Here is a 19,567-nt window from a genome sequence, read left to right as displayed (position 1 = left end):
TGTTCGCCTATTCAACCGTTTCGAACGCCGCTCTCCGCCGCACGGCCCGACGGATGAGGATCATCGCTACCGCCACGTTGATCACCGTGGCGATACCCCAGACGAACCCCTCCGCGACAGCGAGGACGGATACCCCGACGAGGAGGAGGACTCCGAACACCTCAATGAACCACACCGGCAAGACCGTCACGCCGTTCGCGAGTCGCCCGCTGCCCAGCCGAACTGTGAAGAATCCGCAGGACAAGGCGATGAAGGCCAGCACGACGGCCCCGACCCAGACCGGCTTACCCTTGTGGGTAACTTCCCCGGTCTGGAACATCGCCGTGACGACGATTCCCGTCACCGCCGCGGACAAAACTGCGGCGACCAGGCACACGACCGCCATCACCCGTCGAAGGCCGTTGTTCAGGGGCTGAAGGTAGTCGGGCATCGAGTAAGCCTGCCTGTCCGAAGCACGAAAGGGACAATGATACGTCACCGAAGGGTATCAGCCGCGAGGCCCCGCCGCAACGAAGAACTCCACCTCCGCTCACGCGGCACACCCCGCGCACCCGACGCCCTCTTCAACGCCGTCGCCGACGGCGACCCAGGCGAGTTCGCCGCCGCGGAAGCGGGCGAGGTGGAGGCCCCCAGCGGTGCCGAGGGCGTCGGCGGGGAGGTACACCACCCCCCGCTTCAGAATCGCCCCGGCCGCACTGAGCTGGAGTTCCCGCCCGGTCCGCGCGTCGAAGACGGCGACCAAGCCGGTGCCGAAGCCGACGGAGCTGACTGGGACGAGAAGTTGAGTGGAAGTCATCGGAGGAGCCTCAGAGGGGATTGATCAGAGAAGGAGAGTAGTGTCTTAACGTACACTGCCTCTCCGATCAATCTCCGTAGCCCCGCCTCGTCTGCGGGGTGGCCAGTCCGCCCCGGCGGGCCGACGCTGACGCCGAATAGAAGAAGCCGCCTCTGGGAATCCCCAGAGGCGGCTTTTCGTCGTTTACGGGCAGCCGCTGGGGGAGCCGTCAGTCCCCGCCGACCGCGAAGCCGAGGGGAGGGGCGAGGGGACTGGTCCCCTCGCCCGCGGGGTCGCCTACGCCGTCGCGGTCTAGGACTTCCCCAGGACGAGATCGACGACCCAGCAGCCGCGGCAGTGGGGACCGGGACCGCGGAGGTGATTGAGAACGGCTTCGTCTTCGCAGCCGGCGTCTTCGAGGGCGTCCGCAAGGATTGGGAGACGATCCCAGGCTCGGTCCTCGTAGGCGGCTTCGGCGAGAGAGCGGGCGGTGTCGGTGTGCCAGGAGGGGTCGAAGACGACGGAGCGGAAGGGGTTGCCGATGATGTCTCGGAGAATGTGTGAGAGGGCCGCGTCCTCAACTCGGTCACAGGATTCTTCGTTGCCGACGAAACAGCCCGAGACCATCAACGCCCAATGGAAGGGCAATTCGGGTAACGTCCACCGCCCGCGACTGCCGAATGACCAATTGGCCTGAAGCTCACTTTCGGTTGCCAACCCGTCAGCGTACCGAGCGGCGACTTCTACTCGATAGCGATTCGCTTCATCGAGCAAGTTCGGGTCAAGATAGTACGACGCGACAGCGAACATCCTCAACTTCCGATACGTCGTTCGGTCACGTAGGAACGCCAGCATCACCCCCGGCTCCGTCGCCGCCGCCCACTCCGCCTCGGTCATTGACGCCCCCTGAAGCCGTCTCCGCATCATACCCCCTCGGGCGTCTACGCCGAGGGGAAACCTCGCCGAACCCTACTCTCCGCGGACGGCGTCGCCGTCCGTGGCTGGGTCGCCTTCGAAGTCAGCGACGCCGAAAGTGTCTTCGCGGAGTCAGCGTGGCTGTGAGGGATCGCTGCTGTCGGGATGGGATGAGATCGCTTGGGAGGCATCGTCGTCGAGGGGTGGGCGGAAATGAAAATCACCAGCGATCAAATCACCAGCGATCGAACATCTCTCCCCTTGTTCGATCGCTGGTGATAGTTCGTTGAGCCATCCGCTCCGCCTCCGTGAACCCTCTCCCAAAGATCACAGCGGCGACGCGGTTTGCTCAGCCCCTGAGAAGCAGCGGGCGTGCCAACCGCCGCGGGTTCCCCTCGGGAGAGAGCGAGTTCGCCCGATCCCGCTGCTACTTCAGCAGTTCGCGACGACGGCGACTTCAGATCGAACGGGAACCCGCAGTGGCGTCCGCTCGGCCTGTGAGCAACCGCTGCGCGATCCTTACGCTCGCCCCTCGCGATCGGCGTCTCCTCTTCGACTCTGACGCTGACCGATCTTATCAGAAGAGGGTTCGGCGAAGGGGACCCGGTCCCCTTCGCCCCGCTGGGGAGGAGTCGGCCTACGGCTGTGGGAAGGGCTGCTGACGGCCTTCGGCGGCGACGCTGAAGCAGGAGAAGCCGGGGGTCCAGAGCGGCTGGCCGCCGGCCGGGTCTCCCCACAGAACCGAGCGTCTATTCCCCCGGGTAGAGTCGCACCCACCGCCGCGAGTCGATCACCGCGGGGGCAGCGACGGAGACCTCGAAGGCGGGGCCGTCTCTCGCCAGAGCCTCCGCCTCCGCCGCCGAGGTCGCCAGCACCAACGTCCGCCCCCGATCATTCTCCCAACCCTCGGGGTCGCCGGAGAACTCGCCGACGACGAACAGCTTCAACGCCCCCGCCAGCGACGGCGTCAGAGTAGGCGAGGGAGCGGGCGAGGTTCCCTCGCCCGCGGGGACCTCAGCGGCGGCTCCTCCCCACGCCGACCAGTTCTCCAGAGGCGTCTCGGGGCGGGTGAGCTGATCGGCTTCGACGTTCTCCTCGCGGGGAATCCACCTCGCCGACCACGGAACCCCGAGCGCTGCGAGGGCGTCGCGGGTCTCGTCGCGGAGTCGCGTCAGCTCGGGCTTGTTCGACGCCCAGCTCCCCGTGAGCTGCTCGATCACGAGTTTCGAATCGCCCTCGACGCGGAGGGCCGGCGGCTTCTCCCGACCCGCGGCGACGGCGCGAAGGCCCCGAAGAAGTCCGGTCCACTCGCTGACGTTGTTGGTCACGGGGTCGGCAACGGTCCAGCCGTTGCCGACGAGGGCCGCTCCGCCGCCGGGGACGGAGACGGTGAACCCCCACTTACCCCTCGCCCCGCGGTCGCCGTTGCCGAAGCAACTGCCGTCGAAGCGGAGGAGCCAAGCGGTCGGCGGCAGGGCCGCCGACCGGAGACGCAGAGCGGGGTGGGAGAGGCCTTTGTCACCTTTGGGGACGGGACGCGGTCGGACCGTGGGCTGGGGCATAGCAGAATCTCCGAGGGTTATAGGGTGAAGAGAAGACCCCCCGAGAGGGGGGTCAGGGTCGAGAAGGGGTCAGGCGACGGCGAGAGCGGCGGGGCCAGCCCCACCGCCGAAGAGGGCCACGGCGAGGCGCTCGCGGACGCTCTCGAAGGTGCGGACGAGGTCCTCGTCCCACACCCCGACCGAGAGGTCGTAGGCCATGACGATTTCGCCGATGCCGTCGAAGGCGGCGGCGGCCCGTAGGCTCAGCGGGGACGGGTTCTGGTTCGCGGACGTGAACGAGATCGACTTCGACATCGACGACTCCTCCGGGTGGGTGCGCGGCGACCGACGGGTCGCCACCGGCACGGAGAGAATCGTACTCATTAAATTGAGCAGATCAAGATCAAAATAACGATCACGTCAATTAATCGCCCTCTTCGCCCATTTCACAGTGGAAGTAAGCGGTCCCACCTCTTGCAGAACGTCGTTGATCCGGACCAACTCGTCGAGCGTTCCGTCTACCGCGATCAAAATTTTGAGCGCATTCACTAACGACGGGCTGCGAAACCGCTCCGACGGGTTGAGATAACCGTTGATCGACCCCGTAGACAAATCCGTTCGCCTAGCCAGCTCCCGCTCGGAAAGTTGAAGCGCGTCCATCTTCTCTCGGAGCCACTCTCGGAACGTAGGCCAGAACTTCGCCTCTTTCTTCGTCTCCGCTTTCCGCCCTTTCACGGCCATCGCTTGCACAGACGCCCGCTGAAGCAAGTTCGCAAGGTCGGCTACCTTGCCTTGCGAATCCTCGATCAGCCCAGCCAGCACATCAATCGCCTGCATCGTTGTGTCCCCTCCCTGCGGGCTTCCAGGCCCCTCGGTTTCGCCGGGGAGTTTACTCGGCTCAAATAAGCACGTCTCCCCCAAGTCGCCTGGGGTGAAATCGCGGGCGGGGAAAGGGGATTTGTACCCTCGGGGCTTCTTCGCCCCGGCTTCTGGGGAGCGGGTTCCGACGGTATGATCTGTGGCGGTGGGTGGGCTGTCGGGGAGCCGGCATAAATGGACAGGGATTTCACAGTCTACGCCTCTCTCATTCATCTCCGCCCTCGTCAACCTCTTGGTACCAGTCCGAGTAGTCGCAGTCTTCTTCGTGATCGCAGATGTCGCAACGACCGCACTGTTTGCAGATGCTCTCAGCTCGACTTGTGCACTTCCTCCCACCAGTCCGCGGGTAGCATAGCGTGTGATCGACTTCGGACTGCTGTTCATGGACGACCGCCATGCTCCTGCCCGCCGAGGCTCGGCCCCTGGCCCTCGCCTTCCTGCCGGTCTTCACCCACCCGACCTACCTTCGATTCTTGACCCTGGCCGCGGCGGCCATCCTGACGACCGGCCGGCGGACCGTGGCCAACGTCCTCCGCACCGTCGGGGACTTGGCCCCCGGCCACCCGGCGAGCTACCGCCGGGTGCTGTCGGCCGCCGAGTGGTCGGGCCTCGAACTCGGGTGTGCCCTGGCCCGGTTCCTGCTCGACCACCTCGTCCCCGACGGGCCGATCGATCTCGTCGGCGACGACACGGTGGACGGGCACCCCGGCCCGAGGGTGTACGGGAAGGGGCGGCACCGCGACGCGGTCCGCTCCAGCCACACGTACACCGCCTGGCGGTGCGGGCACAAGTGGGTGGTCCTCGCCGTCCTCGTGAAGTTCCCGTTCGCCACCCGGCGGTGGGCACTGCCGGTTCTGGTCGACCTGTACCGCACGCCCGAGGTGAGCGCGGCCGAGGGCGTCCGGCACCGGACGCCGGGCCAGCTCATGTGCCGGCTGCTCCGGGTCTTGCTGGCCCGATTCCCGGACCGCACCTTCGTATTCGCCGGGGATTCCGGGTACGGCACCCACGAGGTCGCCCGGTTCTGCCACCGCCACCGCCGGCGGCTGACGCTCGTGAGCAAGTTGCACCCGGACGCGAACCTGTTCGAGTCACCCCCGCCGTACGCTGGCAACGGCCGGCCGCGGGTCAAAGGGCGACGGGTGCCGAAGCCCCGGCAGGCGGCGGCCACGGCCCGCCGCGCTCGACTCACGGTGGCGTGGTACGGGGGCGGCACCCGGCGGGTCGAGGCGGCCACCGGGACCGGCCACTGGTACAAGGGCGGGCACGGGTTGGTCCCCATCCGCTGGGTGTTCGTGAAGGACACGACCGGCACGCACCGGGACGAGTACCTGTTCACCACCGACACGAGCCGAACCGCCGACGCCGTGGTCGGAACGTACTGCGGCCGGTGGAGCATCGAAACCACCTTTCAAGAATGTCGCCCGTGCATCGGATTGGAGACCACGCGGGGCCGATCCCGGAAGACGGTGTGCCGGGCCGCCCCGTGCCTGTTCGGGCTGTACTCCGTCGTCGCCGTCCTGTACCACGCCCTCCCCGCGGGGAAGCGAACGGGCGGCATTACGTGGATCGGGAAAGAGGTCGTGACGTTCTCGGATGCCCTGACGGCGGTCCGCCGATGGATCTGGGCCGAAGGCGTTTTCAAACAGGCCAAGATCGACGCGGCCATCGCAGATCTTCCCGCTCATGTGCGGGAACTTTTACTCTCCGGTTTGGCCCCAGCACCGTGAAGTGCACAAGTCGAGCTCAGCGGTTAGCCCGCAACTGTGGCATTCAGGACAGGAACAGCAATTGTCGCAACGACCGCACTCGTTGCAGGTGTCCGCCTTGATACCGCAGCGAAAACATTCGGGGTCATCTTCCGTCATGGCTCAGGCAGTTCGTAAGTGATGCGCTGCTCGCAGTCATCTTCTGGGTTTTGCCACTGGTTTACTCTCGTTAACAATCCCCTCACCGCAAGCAGTTCCAAGTCAGCAAGACCCCAACCATTCGGAAGTAAGAGAGAGATGTCCTGGCTATCCACTTCCACCCACTCATACGCTCCAAAGGGGAGATAACCAAGCCATTCCGAACGGTAGAGGATTTGACGGCCCGGCTTCGTCTGAACTGCCGACCGCAGACGTTTAAGTAGCTCTGTTTGAACAGCAGTCAAACCCACGGACCACCCAGTCCTGAATTGCGTTGACTCTCGGTTGTGTGTTGTTATTATTCCGCCCGATGCTTCTGGGGGAGGGGCAAGCAATGACCATCGGTAAAACCTGGATCGGTCTCGCCGCGATTGCTATGCTCTCCGTAGATTGCCAAACTTGCCGATGCGGGCGATCCTCAGACCAACAGGCCGCTCCTTTCGCTGACCAGCCCGAAAGCGGTGGTCGATCACTGAGCGGCAGTTCGCACGACGGCACGACAGCCGCGGAGCCTGTCGCGAAGGGGACGGGGTGAAGTTTCTCTCACGGCATTTCATCTCGACCGCGTATCTGACCGCTGTTGCATTGCTCGTCGCGTACTCGATGTTCGACGACGATGACGCCTACGCTTGGGATTACCTCGCCCCCTTCTTCTTAACCTGCCCTACGTCGTTTTTGGTGGGGGGATTGGTGCAGTTGCTCGCGATCAAGTCCATCCACACGGCAAGCGCTCTCGTATGCCTCTCAAGCGGCGTCATTCAAGCCCTCGGCCTGTTCCGTCTTGAGAGCAGAAGATGAACTGTCGCGGCCGACTACGCAGCCGCCAGAGCCGCCGGCACCTTCTTCCCCACGGGCCAGAGAACCCCTCGCCTCCGCCCGAGCCCCCTACACCGCCGCCGCCAACGCCTCGGACCGTATCCTCTCCCGCTCCCGCGACGGCAGCGTCCCGAACGCGATCGCCGCGAAGTCCTCGACCTCCCGCCGGAGCCGCCGCGAGACCTCGTCCGGGCGGCCCCCGCCCGACTCCACCATCGACGGCGACCCCCCGCAGTACACCCAGATCTCCTCCAGCCACGCCCGCGGGAGGTCATCGTGCGCTTGCCAATCCTCCGGCCGCGGGGTCGCGTGGAAGTAGTGCCGCTTCTCGCCGCCCACCGAAACCGACTTCTCCGGCCACTTCCGCAGCAGGCCGAGAACCCGGTATCCTTCGGCCCGTTCGTCGTCGCGCTCTTCCAGCCAGTCGGCGAAGACGAGGCGGGCGACGTGGTCGTCGGGGCGGGCGTCGAGCCGCTTCTGAAAGCCCCGCTCCCGCTCGGGCATCTCCTGACTCGGGGCCGACGCCAACCACTTACCCTTGTTCGCGATCAAGGCCCGCTGCTCGTCGCGGAAGAAGTCCCGGAAGGCGTAGGCGAACAGGTCTTCGAGGGCGCGGCGGGTCTTGCCCGCCATCGCCTCCGCACCGCGGGCGCTCAACCCGCCGACGAAGACTTCTTCGAGACCCTCGCCGCGACGGCAGGCGGCCTGGAACCACGGCATCGCCAACGACGCCGTCTCCTCTCTTTCGATGCACAAGGGGCCGGCCGGGAAAATCGCCCAGGGATAATCGACCCAGCGCGTACTGCGGTGTGGATACTTCCGACAGCGGCCGAGGGCGCGGTAGCCCGCCGCCCGCGGGTCCTTCGCCTTCTTCAAGAACTCGCCGAGGGCGACGCGGGCGGCCCAGTCGGCGGGGGCGCGGTCCAGGTGAGCCTGATACTCGTCTTCGGTGGCGTACACGCCTTCTCCTCTCGGGAACAACGCCCCGCCGGCTCGGGCGGGGTGGAGTAGTCTCGGTCTGTGGGGGTGGGGTGCTGCTGTCGCCGCTGATGCGACGCCCGCGCCCCCGCCCGAGCGGGCGGGGGCGAGAACCGGGTCAGAAGGGGAGTCGCCGCCCGCTCACCGGCCGGCTGTGCGTCTTCGGGGCCGGAGACGGGGCCGAGGCCGCGGCCGGCGTCACGGGCACCCCCTTCGGCGGGCGGTAGTCGAAGGCGGGCCGCCCCGCCAGCTTCGACACCACCCAGAGCGACGGGTGAAGGTTCACCCCCTGCCGCGGCTCGGCGAGGAACCGCATCACCCACCCGACGCCACACCCCGCCGTCTGCAACGCCTTCGCCAGAGCCGGGGCGAGGCCGCCCCGCGGGTTCGCGTATACCCCCTCCGCGAGCCGCCGCACCGTCGGCGTCGCCCACTCCTCCTTCCACCCCGGAATCGGCCGGAACAGCGTCACCGCCCGCGGCTGCTCCTTCTTCGCGTAATAACTCGACGGGGCGTCCGCCAACCCCCGCTCCCGCAGGACCGCCGCCTGCACCAAGAGCGAGGTGTGGAAGACCCGAGCCGCGTCGGGGACCGCCGCCCCTCGGTCAACCGCGAGCGAGACGGCGAGGGCGTGGTGGAGGACCCCGGCGACGTTGCTCGCGAGGGAGTAGTGGGGCACCTCGGGGCGGGCGGCCTCCAGGTCGTCCGCGTCGCAGGTGCGGAAGATCGTCTCCAGCATCGCGTCCCAGGCGTTCTCGGCGGCGGCCAGTTCCGCCCGCACCGGGTTCACGGCCGCCGGGTCGTCCGCGCCGACGAGGGCGAGGCCCCTCGCCAGAAACGCGAAGTCCGCGTAGCGGGCGGCGACGAGGTCGCCGAGCCGACGGGCCTGGAACAGAACCGCCGACCGCCACAGCGCGTCGGGCAGCGGCAGGGCCGCCAGCCACGCCTCCGTCGCGGCGTAGCCGCCGGCCTCGCCCCAGCGGGGAGAGTTCGGAACGGCGGGGACGTAACCGGGGACACAGTAGATCAGAGCCGGCATCGGGAAACTCCTACGAGAAAAGGGTGAATCGGGTCTAGGGCTGTGGGTGGTACGGCTGTCGCGGTGCGACGGCTCGGGGACGGCTTCGCAGGCGGCGGCGATCAGAGGCGGGCGAAAGCCGCTTCTTTCGCCTCGCGGACGCGGTCCTCCGCCTCCCACTGGCGGTAGTTCCCCTCCAATTCGATCTCCTCGGCCTCCCCGTCTTCCGCCTCCATTTCGTCGAGGTCGTCGTCGGGGATCAAGGCGAGGTCGGCGAAGGTGGGCGGGCTGGTTCGCCCGCCGGGGGGCAGGAGCCGCACCAACTCCTCCGCGGTCGGCGGGGTGTCGCGGCCGAGGGCGACCATCAACTCGCCCTCGGCGATGCGGTGGGCGGTGATCTCGGCGGCCCGGTCGGCGTCGCCGTTGTGGACCATGCGGTTCAGGGATCGCCGGAACGTGGCGGCGTCCACGGCGGCGGATGCGATCGTCTTCGGGAGCATAGGCAAACCCCGTCGGAATGGGGAATGGGCTGACAGAAGTGTATACTTCACCCTGCCGAAAGACAACTCCAACAACGCATAATTTACGGATTAATCTGCCAACGTGACTTCGCTTGTCTTTTCTGCTCTCCCGAAGCTGCGGCAGACGATGGCGTCCTCGCCGCCGCAGACGCGCGAACTGGGGATCAAACGGCTTGGCGGCCACGAAAAACTTGCCGCGATATCAAGGCGAAAGTGACTTTTTCGACAATTTCGGAAGATTCCGTGTCCAAAACTACCCCCGTTGTCCCCATTGTTTATAGGGGAACCCTTCGGAGCAGGATGCGACGAACCCTCTTAATAGCAGGATGCTGATTAGGAGAATAAGAATAAGACTCCTCCTCTTCAAAGACTACTCTCACGCTCAGTCAGAGCACCGCCAGCGGTATACCCTCCCCACAGAAATCCGCGAATAGACCTAGTCGAATCTGATTCCTAATCTTCTTCTTATCGTATTCTAAGAAGTCTTCTTAGAAGCCTTAAGAGTCTAATCAGCAGTTTCTGTGGCGAGGGTATACGCTTCGCTTCTGACTCCGTCTCCGGATAATCTCCCGATAAGATACGCGCGCCCGCGAGGCCCCGCCCCGCCGCCTCAGACACCGTCCCTTCCCGCGGGGTTCCCGCTCCGCCGACTTTGACGCTCCCGCCGAAGATAACTTTCGCGGCGTCAGGAAAGTTCCCGATCCCCCGACCATTTTCGCCTCGCCCCGAAAATGGTCCCCCGTCAACGGAGAGGCCGTTACCCCCGGCGCTCCGGCCCCGCCGAGCGCGAAGTAACCCCCTTCGCGCCGGCGGGGCGGTCCTAGCCCCCTTTGACGCCCCATAGGCGAGGGCTGAGCCGAGACCGATCTCGGCCCCTCCGCGTCGCGATCCTCCCTTAGACGCAGACTGAGAGGCCCTCGCCGACTCCGCCCCGACGGCTTCGCCGTCGGGGCCGCTTTCGTCGTCCCCTACCCCCGGATACCCATGCCCGATTGCGATTTCTTCCTCGACTATTGTGGCCCCCTCTCCTTCTCCGCCGAAGGGTATGACGTAACCGCCCACGTCAGCTTCCCCGATGACGAGGAAGGCCCAGCCGTTCTCAGCCGCCTCGCCCGCTCGGCGAAGGCTCAGGCGATCGAGGTGGAGTACCAGCCGCCGGGGGACCGGGCGTTGGCCGCCGAGTACGCGGACGTAATGAGAGCGGCGGGGTTCTCGCTGAGCGTCGATGAGTCGCGGCGGGGATCACTCGTCTGGGTCCCCGACGGGGCCGAGACCGCGTGGGCGTGGGCGAAGCAGAAGGAGCCGAAGGGGGCCGCGACGCAGCCGGAGAGGGCGTACCTGTTGGCGTAAGCGGGCGGCCCGCCGGCCAGTCCCTCCCACATTCGTGATTCCCCGACCCTAACTCAGAAAGCGGTGCCCACTGATTCTCCAGTACAACGACTGCCGAATTGACGTTTGCGACACGAAGCTCATCGACATTCAACCCGTTTACTCCGACGACGGCCTCCGCGTCCTCGGCGCGAAGTGGGTGATCGAAATCGAGGGCTGTTGGAATCCCGATCTGGTGTCGTTCACCCACGACCCCCGCGGCCCCGACCTCGGGAAGCCGCTCAAGGACGCCTGGGGCCGCCCAATCGGTCAGCTCGTCGCGATCAAGCCCCAGGGCCGGGCGAGTCCCATCCGCACGATGAACTCGATCCGCGAGGCGCTCCTCGAACCGAGGAAGAAGCTCCTCCTCTTCGAGTACTCCAAGATCGACTCGGGCGAAGGCGAGGTGTTGAATCCGGGTTCGCAGAACGAGCGCGTCCGCCCGCTGACGGAGGCGTCGATCGAGACGCTCGTCGAGGCCCCGGCGAGGGGCGAAGAGGCCGACGCCTTTGGAGGCCCCCACCCCGTTTTCGTATCAGTACGCGAGGTCGTGGGTTACGCGCAGGCGTTTGTCGTCGCCATTCGCATCGAGTGCTACACCACCGCCGAGGGGTACAGCGAGGGCACCGCGGACTCGATTTTGTTGAGCAACAGCTTTTCCGTCAGCACGGCTCTTACGGAACAGTACGCGGCGGTTCGCCGGACCCGCGGCACGGCCGTCTTCCGCTTTGACGCCACGGCCCGCCTCGGATTTTCACCGGAATCGTACAAGTCCTCGCTCTTTGCTCGCATCCCCATCGGCTGGCAGAGAGGCGAGATCGAGGTGACGGCGAGGGACGACGGCGTCACGATCGACTACGCCTACACGGACCGCCAACAGATGATGTCGCTGCAAGACCCCGGCGCGGGGGCGGCGGCGATCACCCTGGAATACGACGAGTCGTTGGTGAGGGACGCCGACGCGATCGACGCCGCGGTCAACGTGGCGAATACGACCTTCGCTTTTCGCACTGCCAAGAATTTCGCCGCCGCTCCCGAGAAGCCTGCCGACTCTTCGAACGACAAACTCGCCGACGCGATCAACAACCTCGCCAAAGTCCTCGGCAGCTCCGGCGGCCCCTCTCCGAACCCGTCCCCTAACCCCTGAGATCGCGTATGCCCGTTGCAGGATTATTCGGCCTCGGCCGCTTGGCCCCCTTCCTCGGCCGCGCCGCCCCAGCGGCTCGCGGTGCTGTTGGGGGTGGAGGTGTCGGGAGAGCGCTCGGCGGCCTCGGCAACGCCCTCGACCTACTCAACCTGGGAAACGCGGTTGCTCAGAACCTCGCGCCCCAGATTAATACCCAGGTCAGCGTCACGGTAACAGGAACGCCGGGGTCCGATTTTCAGAAGCTCTACCGCCTCGCGCTCTCCGTCGCTTTCGGTTGCTTGCGCGCTCGCAAGAACGCGGGCCTGGGTCTGCTCCCGCCGGCCTCGACGATGACGGCCCACTTTGACCCCGTGAATTCGTTCCTGGGCTTGCGCATCTCCTACTCGTGTTCGGCCCTTGGAAACATCATCGACGACATCGCGGCAAGGGTGAAAGGTGTTCCTGTCACAAAAGTGCTGCCAGTCTTCGTCGGCTTTCCGAATGAAGTCACCGGCGACGAGTTCAGCCAGCTCTCGCTGATCGAACGCACCCTCTTGGGACCTCTTCCTCAATTGGAAGGCGCGAACCAGGTTCTTCTGACCAACAAGCCCACCCTCCCCTCCCCCGCCCCCGGCGGCGACCGCGTCGGCCGCGGCTTCCTCGAAGGCATCGTCGCTCGATCCTTGCTAGAGCCAGAGCATCTGATCGCGCACCCGGAAATCACCGAGGTGAATCCGAACGGCACCGCGCCGAGCGCGCCCGGTTCCTACTCCCCGCTCGCCGGAAGCCGAATTCCCACTCCCCGCCAAAACGTCGGTACCCCCGACTGGTCCCGCTACTGGTTCAATCGTGGGTTCCCCACAAATCCCGGAGTTCTTTGATGCCCGATTCCCCGCCCACCCCGACCGCAAAGAAGGACGACGCCCAGCGATCGCTCTACGGTGAGTACAGCGAGACCTCGGAGTATTTCCACGACCCCGGAATCATCTGGCTCCCGAACGGCGAGCCGATCCCCACCGATCCGGAGAAGCTGAGGCTCTACCGGCCGCTGATCCCGATCCAGGTCCGCCCGCCGGCGCGCTACCGCCGCGTCCACGCCGCCGGCCGGAAGAAGGGGTCGCCGCCGCTGATGCCCCAGCCGAAGACGAGCGGCCGGTTCGAGTTCCAGGGCGGGACGACTTCGATCCCCCAGCCGGTTCAGACGCTCGACGGCGTGTCCTGCGAGTGGGTGGTGGACACGGTCTTCGACTTCGTCGAGAACGCCTCGCCGGATTACTACAGCGGCGGCCTTGTCTTAGGGAACGCCCCGTACACCACCGAGTCGAATCTCGCCATGGACAACTTCCCGAGTCCGTCTCCGAGTGACACGAGCCTCCACGAGCGTGCCCCAGGCCCGCGGCGCGGGGAATCGATGTCTCGGCGGATCGACCACACGCGGGCGGATCTTGGATTGCCCTATACCAACGGGGCGTACAGCGAGAACAGCTACTACCCCTATTCGTTTACAGACTCCAATCTGGTGAGCAGCGGGGAGCCGCCGCTGCCGCTGCCGTTGCCGCCCCCGCCGACTCCTCCGCCACCGACTCCCCCTCCGACGCCGTAACCCCTCGACAGAGGATTCCAAGAAAGGTACGCTGAGGAGTAGCGAATACTCCTTCAGACCTTCGGAGAAGTAACCGTGGCGACCGACGACCGCTGCTGTGATGAGTGCAGCTCCGACGACGACGTTCGCTCGTACACGATGCGGGGGACGGGTCTCTGCCGTTGCCCTTACTCGAAGCTGCTCTGCCGGGACTGCCACGATGCCGCGGTTCGGCGGAGTGGTGCTTACGATCGAAATACGATTTACGCCCTTACGTTTGTTATTGGCCTGCTCGTCTTTGGTATCATCGTCGGCATGGTTCAAGACCTCCGAGGGCATTGACCCGCCTCGGCTTCTAAGCCGGTCTTCGCACCCACCCCGCGGGCGTCCTTTCGGACGCCCGCTTCCCATTCCCCTACCCCCTCGCCCCTATGCCCCCCAACGACGCCGTCGCCCATGCCCTCAGCGGCCCGGGGGACGTGTGGCTCAAGCTCGGCCCCGCCGACTGGACGCAACTCGGCTACTCCGAATCCGGCGTCCGCGTCGAGTTCGCCCCCGAGTTCTTCCCCCTCTTCAACGACCGCCGCGGACCCACGACGCCCTACGCCCGCCTCACCACCGGCTTAACCGCCGCCGTCTCCCTCACCCTCGCCGAGTGGGACTTCGCCCTCTACGAGCGCGCGAAGGCGATCGCGTTCACCCAGGGCACCGCGGGCCGGTTCAACCGCCTCCAAGTCGGCGCGAAGGCGACCGGCCTCCAGCTCGCGATCCGGCACAGCTTCTACGGCACCGTCAACGCGACCCCCGGCCTGCCCCCCGGCTACGCCTTCTACGAAGTCTTCTTACGCCCCAACGCCCTCGGCCCGATCGGCGTGGCCGGTCCGCGGCTCGCGATCACCTTCGACGCCGAGGGCGTCTGGGACACCCCCTCCGCCTCTTGGCGGGTCTACCACACCGACGCCACCTTCTTCGCGACCCTGCCCCCGCCCTGTTAGGCGTCGCGTAGCGGCACCGCCCTAAGCCCTTCCCACAGAACGACCCTCCGAGACGCCGATGACCTCACCGACTTTGACCCCGCTCACTCGCCCTCACTCGAACCTCCCGCTCCTTCGACCCCTCCCCCGCCGCGAGGGTCCGCTCCTCCTCCCCAGAGTTCCCCCCGCTGGGCCGACCCCTCGGCTCCGCCTTCTCGAACGCCCGACGCCGACTTCGACCCCGAAGCTCTCGCCCCGCCGAGCCGAGGGCGACGCCGAGAAGCCCGCTTCGCTGCCGCGGTTGCCGCCGCGGTCGTCTCCGCTGGCGACGACCCCGCCCCTTCTCCGAAGCCGTGCCGTCTCGACGCCGACGGCATCCACCTCGTCGCCCCCGCTCCTTCGACCCCGGATGACTCTGGCGACGCCTGCGACGCCCCTGATGCGATCGCGGCCCCGCCTAAGCCCCGAGGAGTCCGCGAAGGCTCCTCTCCTCCGCCCTCGACTATCGCTCTCGCCCGCTCCGTCGCCGAAGCCGGGCCTTCGACTGTCCGCGAGCGCTCGACCGACTCTGACGGCTCGGCTCCCCGAGCGGGCGAGGCCGACGACGGAGACGCCCCGCCTAAGTCTGCGTAGTCGAGTCGTCCCCGCGGCGACGGAGACGCCTCTCGCGCTGCGAGGCTACGAGCCGCCGACCGCGACGCCGCGGGAGATGGCGATGCGAGGTTCCGAGCCGCCGAAGCCGACGGAGCAGGCGTCGCCGAGGCTGAGGGGGTGGGAGCGGCCCTCCCCGACGGCGTCGGCTCCCCGACTGCGGACCTGGGAGCGGCCGGCGTGGAGTCCGGCGTACCTTGCGGCGAGGGCGGCCCAGACGCCGACTCTGACGCCGTCGCCGACTCTGCCGCCGGAGCCGAAGGCGATGCCGCCGAAGACGACCACGCCCCCACCGCGGCGGCGGCTTCGGCATCGCGACCTCTAACCCACCCCTCCCCCTCTTATTCCGAGACCCCGATGCTCTTCTCCGCCCCCGCCCACCGCGTCTACCAAGTCGCCGACGGCCGCTACTGCGACCCGCTCGCCGTCCGCACCAAGCTCCTCTCCCAGACCCGAGGGGACCTCAACGCCCTTTTATCCGCCGCCCAGACCGCAGACGACGCCGAAGCCGCCGCGGCGATGGGAACCCTCGCCGAAGCCGCCCGCGAAGCCTTCGGCTTCGCGGCCTTCGACCCCTCGACGGGGGCGGGGGCGACGGAGACGGAGTGCCTCGCCGAGTTGTACCGCTACTTAGAGTGGGCGGCGTAGGCGACCCGTTCGCACCGCGAAGCGGCGACCGCGTCGAAGTCGCCGAGGAGAGGCGAGGGGAGGCCCCTCCCCACCCCTCCCCTCGGGGTCGCCTACCGCTACGCCGACTTCGTCGCCAGAACGTCCCTGTGGGCGAGGGTGCCCCGCGGGGCGGTTCCCATCGGCTTCGGCTTCGGGTAAGATCGGGGCGGAGGTGGTCGGCGATGACAGAGGATGAATGGTTGACGGTGAATGAACCATCCCCGATGCTACAGTTCGTGCACGGAAAGGGAAGCGACCGGAAACTCCGACTGTTCGCCGTTGCTTGTTGCGATCGCATCTCCCGCCTCATCTCGACAGAACCGGGCCGTCGCTGTGTTGAGGTTGCTCGGCGAATGGCTGATGGGTTGGCGATACCCGGCGAGCGGCGGGCGGCAGTCATCGCGGCGATGGGCGACGGCGACACGACGCCCGCCGCGGCCTGCGTCGGTGCCGTATCCGCGTATGAGGCGGCGGTGCGGACAGCCGATCACGCAGCCATCGCGGTTGGGAGAGAACACTTTCCAGAACTGTTCGAATCAGGCGATCGCATCCCGGAGTGGTACGAGATAGCCGGGCACGAAGAACTTGCCCAGTCGCACCTCCTCCGCGACATCTTCGGCAACCCCTTCCGCCCCAGCGCTCTCGACCCCTCCCGGGTCAGCGACACCGCCCGCTCCATCGCCCGCTCCGCCTACGAGGACCGGGCCTGGGACCGTCTCCCCATCTTAGCCGACGCCTTAGAAGACGCCGGCTGCGAAGAGGGGGAGCTTCTCGGGCACCTCCGCGGCGGGGGTCCCCACGCGAGAGGGTGCTGGGTCGTCGATCTCATCCTCGGAAAGGAGTAGCCGCCGAGGGGACGCCGAAGCCGTCCCCTTCTCCTCCGGCTCTGGGAGGGCGAGGGGCAGGCCAATTCCGCGGAATTGGAATGGAAATCACACCGGCTGGAGATAACTGTTCTAGTGTATACTAAATTTGACTACCGCCGTTGTGACGAAGAAGGTATTATGACCACTCAATCGTTTGCAAGGCCACGTTAACAGAGATTCGCGGGTGCGTTTCTCCGGTCGATCTGGCCAAACCACGAGGAGAGTTAAGGTCATGGGAGACGCGGCGTTCTTCGATGAGCAGATGGAGCAGTCACAAGTCAAAGCTGCAATCGTCACCAAGTATTTCTGGGCGTGGGCGAAGATCATCACCGCGGTTCAGGGCAATAATCGCCGAGTAAAGAAGATCGCGTACATCGACCTCTTCGCTGGCCCCGGCCGATACAAGTGTGGCTCCAAATCCACACCGCTGTTGATTCTTGAGCAAGCCGTTCAGAACGAATACCGCGAATGGCTTGTGACAATGTTCAACGACAAGGACAGTGAAAACACTAGCACCCTGAAGCAAGAGATCGAGGCCATACCCGGGATTGGCACGATCAAAAACGCGCCCCAAATTTACACCAACGAGGTCGGCGAAGAGATCGTCAAGATGTTCGAGAGGTTAAACCTCATTCCGACGCTCTTCTTCGTCGATCCGTGGGGTTACAAGGGGCTGTCGCTTCGGCTCATCAACTCGGTGCTGAAGGATTGGGGGTGCGAGTGCATCTTCTTCTTCAACTACACGCGGATCAACATGGGTCTGAGCAACGTCGCCGTGCAGAAACACATGGTCGCGCTGTTCGGCGAGGAACGGGCGGCGAGGCTAAGGACGAAACTGGAGCCGCTCCCACCGTACAAGCGCGAGTTGACCATCGTGGAGGAAATCTGCGAGGCGCTGAAGGAAATGGGCGGGAAGTACGTGCTGCCGTTCGCATTCAAAGACGACAAGGGCGTCCGCACCAAGCACCACCTTATCTACGTGAGTAAGCATCCGCTCGGCTACGGGATTATGAAAGAGATCATGGCGAAAGAGAGTTCCTCCGAAGAGGACGGCGTCGCCAGCTTCGAATACAACCCGGCCAGCAAGGACCAGCCGCTTCTGTTCAATCTCTTGCGGCCATTGAGCGATTTGAAAGAAATGCTCCTCGACAAGTTCGCCGGCAAGAGCCTGACGATGCAGGAAGTGTTCGACAGGCACAACGTGGACACGCCGTTCATCAAGAAGAACTACAAGGATGTGTTGACGAGGATGGAAAAGGAAGGCAGTATCACCGCCAACCCTCCGCATACGTCGCGGCCGAAGCGAAAGGGCGAAGTGACATTCGCCGACCTCGTGCAAGTGACATTCCCTCCAAAGGCAAAAGGCCCGTAATATGAGCGCAACCTCTCACATCGAATGGACCGATGCCACATGGAACCCCGTCCGCGGCTGCACGAAGATCAGTCCCGGGTGTACTCGCTGCTACGCGGCTACGTTCGCCGAGCGGTTCCGTGGTGTGCCCGGCCACCCTTACGAGCAGGGGTTCGACCTGCGGATGGTTCCTGACAAGCTGGCGGAACCGCTGAAGTGGGGGACGCCCAAAACGATCTTCGTCAACTCGATGAGCGACCTCTTTCACGCCGACGTACCAGATTCCTACGTTGAACAGGTAGCTCGCGTCATGGAACTCGCTCATTGGCACACGTTCCAGGTCCTGACCAAGCGGGCGGATCGAATGCGGGACCTCCTCCGCGGGCGACTTCGCTTCGCCGCCGACCTGAAGCACGTTTGGTGGGGCGTAAGTGTCGAGAATCGCAAGCACGGACTTCCCCGCATCGACGCATTGAGGGAAGCTCCGGCCGCGGTACGCTTCCTCTCTGTCGAGCCGCTCCTCGAAGACCTCGGTGAGATCAACCTGTCCGGCATCCACTGGGTAATCGTCGGCGGTGAGAGCGGTGCGGGCGCTCGCCCGATGCACAAGGAATGGGTAGCGAGCATTCGTGAGCAGTGCGACGCCGCTGGCGTTTCGTTCTTTTTCAAGCAATGGGGCGGCGTTCGAAAGGCGAAGGCGGGACGCGAACTCGACGGCCGGACTTACGATGACATGCCCTGCCGGCCGTCGGTGCAACCTCCAGCTCAGCGGCGTCGGCTCGAACTAGTGGGCGATGTGATTAGCCGATCGAGCGCTCTTCAAATCGCCTGAGCCGAGGAATGATTCCATCGCCTCCGAAGCCCTCGCCGACTTCTCGGCGAGGGCGTCTTCGTTTCTTAGCCTCTTCGCGACCGTGGGGAGGGCTTTGGCTCCGCTCCGCGGCCGATCCGACGCCCGCTCAGCAGCTTCGCCCCGTCTGAATCCAACGACCCTCCTCGCTTCCACGCCAGACATCAAGCCCTTCCCACAGAACGAGACGACCCCTCTTCCGCGACCCCTCTTCCGCGACCCCTCCGCCGACCCATCCCCAGACCGCGGGGGCGGGGGTGGCCCCCGCCCCCTTCTTCTCCTACCCCGGAGCCGCCGTGAGCTTCTCTTACCGCTTCGTGATCCCCCCCGCCTTACTCGAAGGCCCTGCGGCTGAGGTCCCCCTCTGGATCAAGGGGCAGGTGACCATCCGCCGCCGCGGCGACGACCTCGTCGTCGCCGCCACCCTCCCCTCGATTCGGGCGTCGCTGAAGCACCTCGCGAAGGCGGCCCAGTGGGCGAGGGCGGCGAAGCCGGTCGGCCTCGCCCTGGAGGTGGATACGCCGAGGGGGTGGGGGTTGACGGAAGGGGAGATCGTGGAAACCCTCTACCGGAACGGGTTCACCCCCGCCGAGCAGAACGCGAGGGGTGGGGTCACGCGATGGGTGGTGGACCCCGACGCCGACGCCGAGGGGGTATGGGCCGAGGCGAAGTCGAAGGCGATGGAGCGGGCGGCGGAGTGGGCGGCGGCTCAGAAGGGGGCGGGGTAGTCGGGGCCGACGAGATCGGCGATCTCCAATCTACTCGCCTTGCAATATGGCC

22 protein-coding genes are annotated in these 19,567 nt (G+C 65.8%); 13 read left to right on the top strand and 9 right to left on the bottom strand.

Features of this window, described 5'->3' with window-relative positions; all coding sequences use genetic code 11:
* Positions 1-7 precede the first annotated feature (7 nt).
* The 6 genes from PX52LOC_RS20305 to PX52LOC_RS20280 all read right to left on the bottom strand — a co-directional run bounded on the left by PX52LOC_RS20305 (position 8) and on the right by PX52LOC_RS20280 (position 4,494).
* Positions 8-430, bottom strand: a complete 423-nt coding sequence (locus PX52LOC_RS20305) for a hypothetical protein (RefSeq protein ID WP_149111806.1) — start codon at positions 428-430, stop codon at positions 8-10.
* A gap of 99 nt (positions 431-529) precedes the next feature.
* Positions 530-796, bottom strand: a complete 267-nt coding sequence (locus PX52LOC_RS20300) for a hypothetical protein (RefSeq protein ID WP_149111805.1) — start codon at positions 794-796, stop codon at positions 530-532.
* A 291-nt stretch (positions 797-1,087) separates the two neighbouring features.
* The gene (locus PX52LOC_RS42675) at positions 1,088-1,672 is read right to left on the bottom strand and encodes a hypothetical protein (RefSeq protein WP_246173422.1); all 585 of its coding nucleotides are present in this window, start codon (positions 1,670-1,672) and stop codon (positions 1,088-1,090) included.
* Positions 1,673-2,439: 767 nt separating this feature from the next.
* The gene (locus PX52LOC_RS20290) at positions 2,440-3,252 is read right to left on the bottom strand and encodes a ribonuclease HI family protein (protein ID WP_149111804.1); all 813 of its coding nucleotides are present in this window, start codon (positions 3,250-3,252) and stop codon (positions 2,440-2,442) included.
* A 69-nt stretch (positions 3,253-3,321) separates the two neighbouring features.
* Positions 3,322-3,546, bottom strand: a complete 225-nt coding sequence (locus PX52LOC_RS20285; protein WP_149111803.1) for a hypothetical protein — start codon at positions 3,544-3,546, stop codon at positions 3,322-3,324.
* Positions 3,547-3,651: 105 nt separating this feature from the next.
* On the bottom strand, positions 3,652-4,494 hold the full coding sequence (locus PX52LOC_RS20280; RefSeq protein ID WP_149111802.1) for a helix-turn-helix domain-containing protein: 843 nt from the start codon (positions 4,492-4,494) through the stop codon (positions 3,652-3,654).
* Positions 4,495-4,505: 11 nt separating this feature from the next.
* Here PX52LOC_RS20280 and PX52LOC_RS20275 point away from each other — a divergent pair, with 11 nt between their 5' ends.
* Positions 4,506-5,840 carry an IS701 family transposase gene (locus tag PX52LOC_RS20275; protein ID WP_149111801.1) on the top strand — a complete coding sequence of 445 codons (1,335 nt, stop codon included), beginning with the start codon at positions 4,506-4,508 and terminating at the stop codon, positions 5,838-5,840.
* A gap of 708 nt (positions 5,841-6,548) precedes the next feature.
* The gene (locus PX52LOC_RS20270; RefSeq protein ID WP_149111800.1) at positions 6,549-6,815 is read left to right on the top strand and encodes an SCO4225 family membrane protein; all 267 of its coding nucleotides are present in this window, start codon (positions 6,549-6,551) and stop codon (positions 6,813-6,815) included.
* An 87-nt stretch (positions 6,816-6,902) separates the two neighbouring features.
* Here PX52LOC_RS20270 and PX52LOC_RS20265 read toward each other — a convergent pair whose 3' ends face one another.
* The 3 genes from PX52LOC_RS20265 to PX52LOC_RS20255 form a co-directional block, all read right to left on the bottom strand.
* Positions 6,903-7,793, bottom strand: a complete 891-nt coding sequence (locus PX52LOC_RS20265; protein WP_149111799.1) for a TIGR02996 domain-containing protein — start codon at positions 7,791-7,793, stop codon at positions 6,903-6,905.
* A 136-nt stretch (positions 7,794-7,929) separates the two neighbouring features.
* The gene (locus PX52LOC_RS20260) at positions 7,930-8,850 is read right to left on the bottom strand and encodes a hypothetical protein (RefSeq protein WP_149111798.1); all 921 of its coding nucleotides are present in this window, start codon (positions 8,848-8,850) and stop codon (positions 7,930-7,932) included.
* A 101-nt stretch (positions 8,851-8,951) separates the two neighbouring features.
* Complete coding sequence (locus PX52LOC_RS20255; RefSeq protein WP_149111797.1) at positions 8,952-9,329, bottom strand: hypothetical protein; 378 nt, start codon at positions 9,327-9,329, stop codon at positions 8,952-8,954.
* Between the two features lie 1,005 nt (positions 9,330-10,334).
* On the opposite strand from PX52LOC_RS20255, the gene PX52LOC_RS20250 reads away from it, so the two are divergent.
* From PX52LOC_RS20250 to PX52LOC_RS20200, 11 genes are all read left to right on the top strand, one after another.
* Positions 10,335-10,700, top strand: a complete 366-nt coding sequence (locus PX52LOC_RS20250; RefSeq protein ID WP_149111796.1) for a hypothetical protein — start codon at positions 10,335-10,337, stop codon at positions 10,698-10,700.
* A gap of 178 nt (positions 10,701-10,878) precedes the next feature.
* Positions 10,879-11,865, top strand: coding sequence for a hypothetical protein (locus tag PX52LOC_RS20245; RefSeq protein ID WP_149111795.1), 987 nt, complete (start codon positions 10,879-10,881; stop codon positions 11,863-11,865).
* Positions 11,866-11,873: 8 nt separating this feature from the next.
* The gene (locus PX52LOC_RS20240) at positions 11,874-12,725 is read left to right on the top strand and encodes a hypothetical protein (RefSeq protein ID WP_149111794.1); all 852 of its coding nucleotides are present in this window, start codon (positions 11,874-11,876) and stop codon (positions 12,723-12,725) included.
* The gene (locus PX52LOC_RS20235; protein ID WP_149111793.1) at positions 12,725-13,447 is read left to right on the top strand and encodes a hypothetical protein; all 723 of its coding nucleotides are present in this window, start codon (positions 12,725-12,727) and stop codon (positions 13,445-13,447) included. Before PX52LOC_RS20240 ends, PX52LOC_RS20235 begins: the two co-directional genes overlap by 1 nt.
* Before the next feature lie 410 nt (positions 13,448-13,857).
* Positions 13,858-14,421, top strand: coding sequence for a hypothetical protein (locus PX52LOC_RS20230; protein WP_149111792.1), 564 nt, complete (start codon positions 13,858-13,860; stop codon positions 14,419-14,421).
* 694 nt (positions 14,422-15,115) lie between these two features.
* A complete protein-coding gene (locus PX52LOC_RS20225) occupies positions 15,116-15,376 on the top strand; it encodes a hypothetical protein (RefSeq protein WP_149111791.1) in 261 nt (86 codons plus the stop codon).
* A 32-nt stretch (positions 15,377-15,408) separates the two neighbouring features.
* Positions 15,409-15,699 carry a hypothetical protein gene (locus tag PX52LOC_RS43365; protein ID WP_149111790.1) on the top strand — a complete coding sequence of 97 codons (291 nt, stop codon included), beginning with the start codon at positions 15,409-15,411 and terminating at the stop codon, positions 15,697-15,699.
* A gap of 203 nt (positions 15,700-15,902) precedes the next feature.
* Positions 15,903-16,565, top strand: a complete 663-nt coding sequence (locus PX52LOC_RS42665) for a hypothetical protein (protein WP_246173421.1) — start codon at positions 15,903-15,905, stop codon at positions 16,563-16,565.
* A gap of 253 nt (positions 16,566-16,818) precedes the next feature.
* Positions 16,819-17,958 (top strand): three-Cys-motif partner protein TcmP, encoded by a 1,140-nt coding sequence (locus PX52LOC_RS20210; protein ID WP_149111789.1) that lies wholly within the window; start codon positions 16,819-16,821, stop codon positions 17,956-17,958.
* 1 nt (position 17,959) lies between these two features.
* On the top strand, positions 17,960-18,769 hold the full coding sequence (locus PX52LOC_RS20205; RefSeq protein WP_149111788.1) for a DUF5131 family protein: 810 nt from the start codon (positions 17,960-17,962) through the stop codon (positions 18,767-18,769).
* Positions 18,770-19,044: 275 nt separating this feature from the next.
* On the top strand, positions 19,045-19,515 hold the full coding sequence (locus PX52LOC_RS20200; RefSeq protein WP_149111787.1) for a hypothetical protein: 471 nt from the start codon (positions 19,045-19,047) through the stop codon (positions 19,513-19,515).
* Positions 19,516-19,567: the final 52 nt, after the last annotated feature.

The sequence above is a fragment of the Limnoglobus roseus genome (genome assembly GCF_008254045.1).
In the GTDB taxonomy this organism is placed as follows: domain Bacteria; phylum Planctomycetota; class Planctomycetia; order Gemmatales; family Gemmataceae; genus Limnoglobus; species Limnoglobus roseus.
This window is presented reverse-complemented; position numbering and strand designations above follow the sequence as displayed.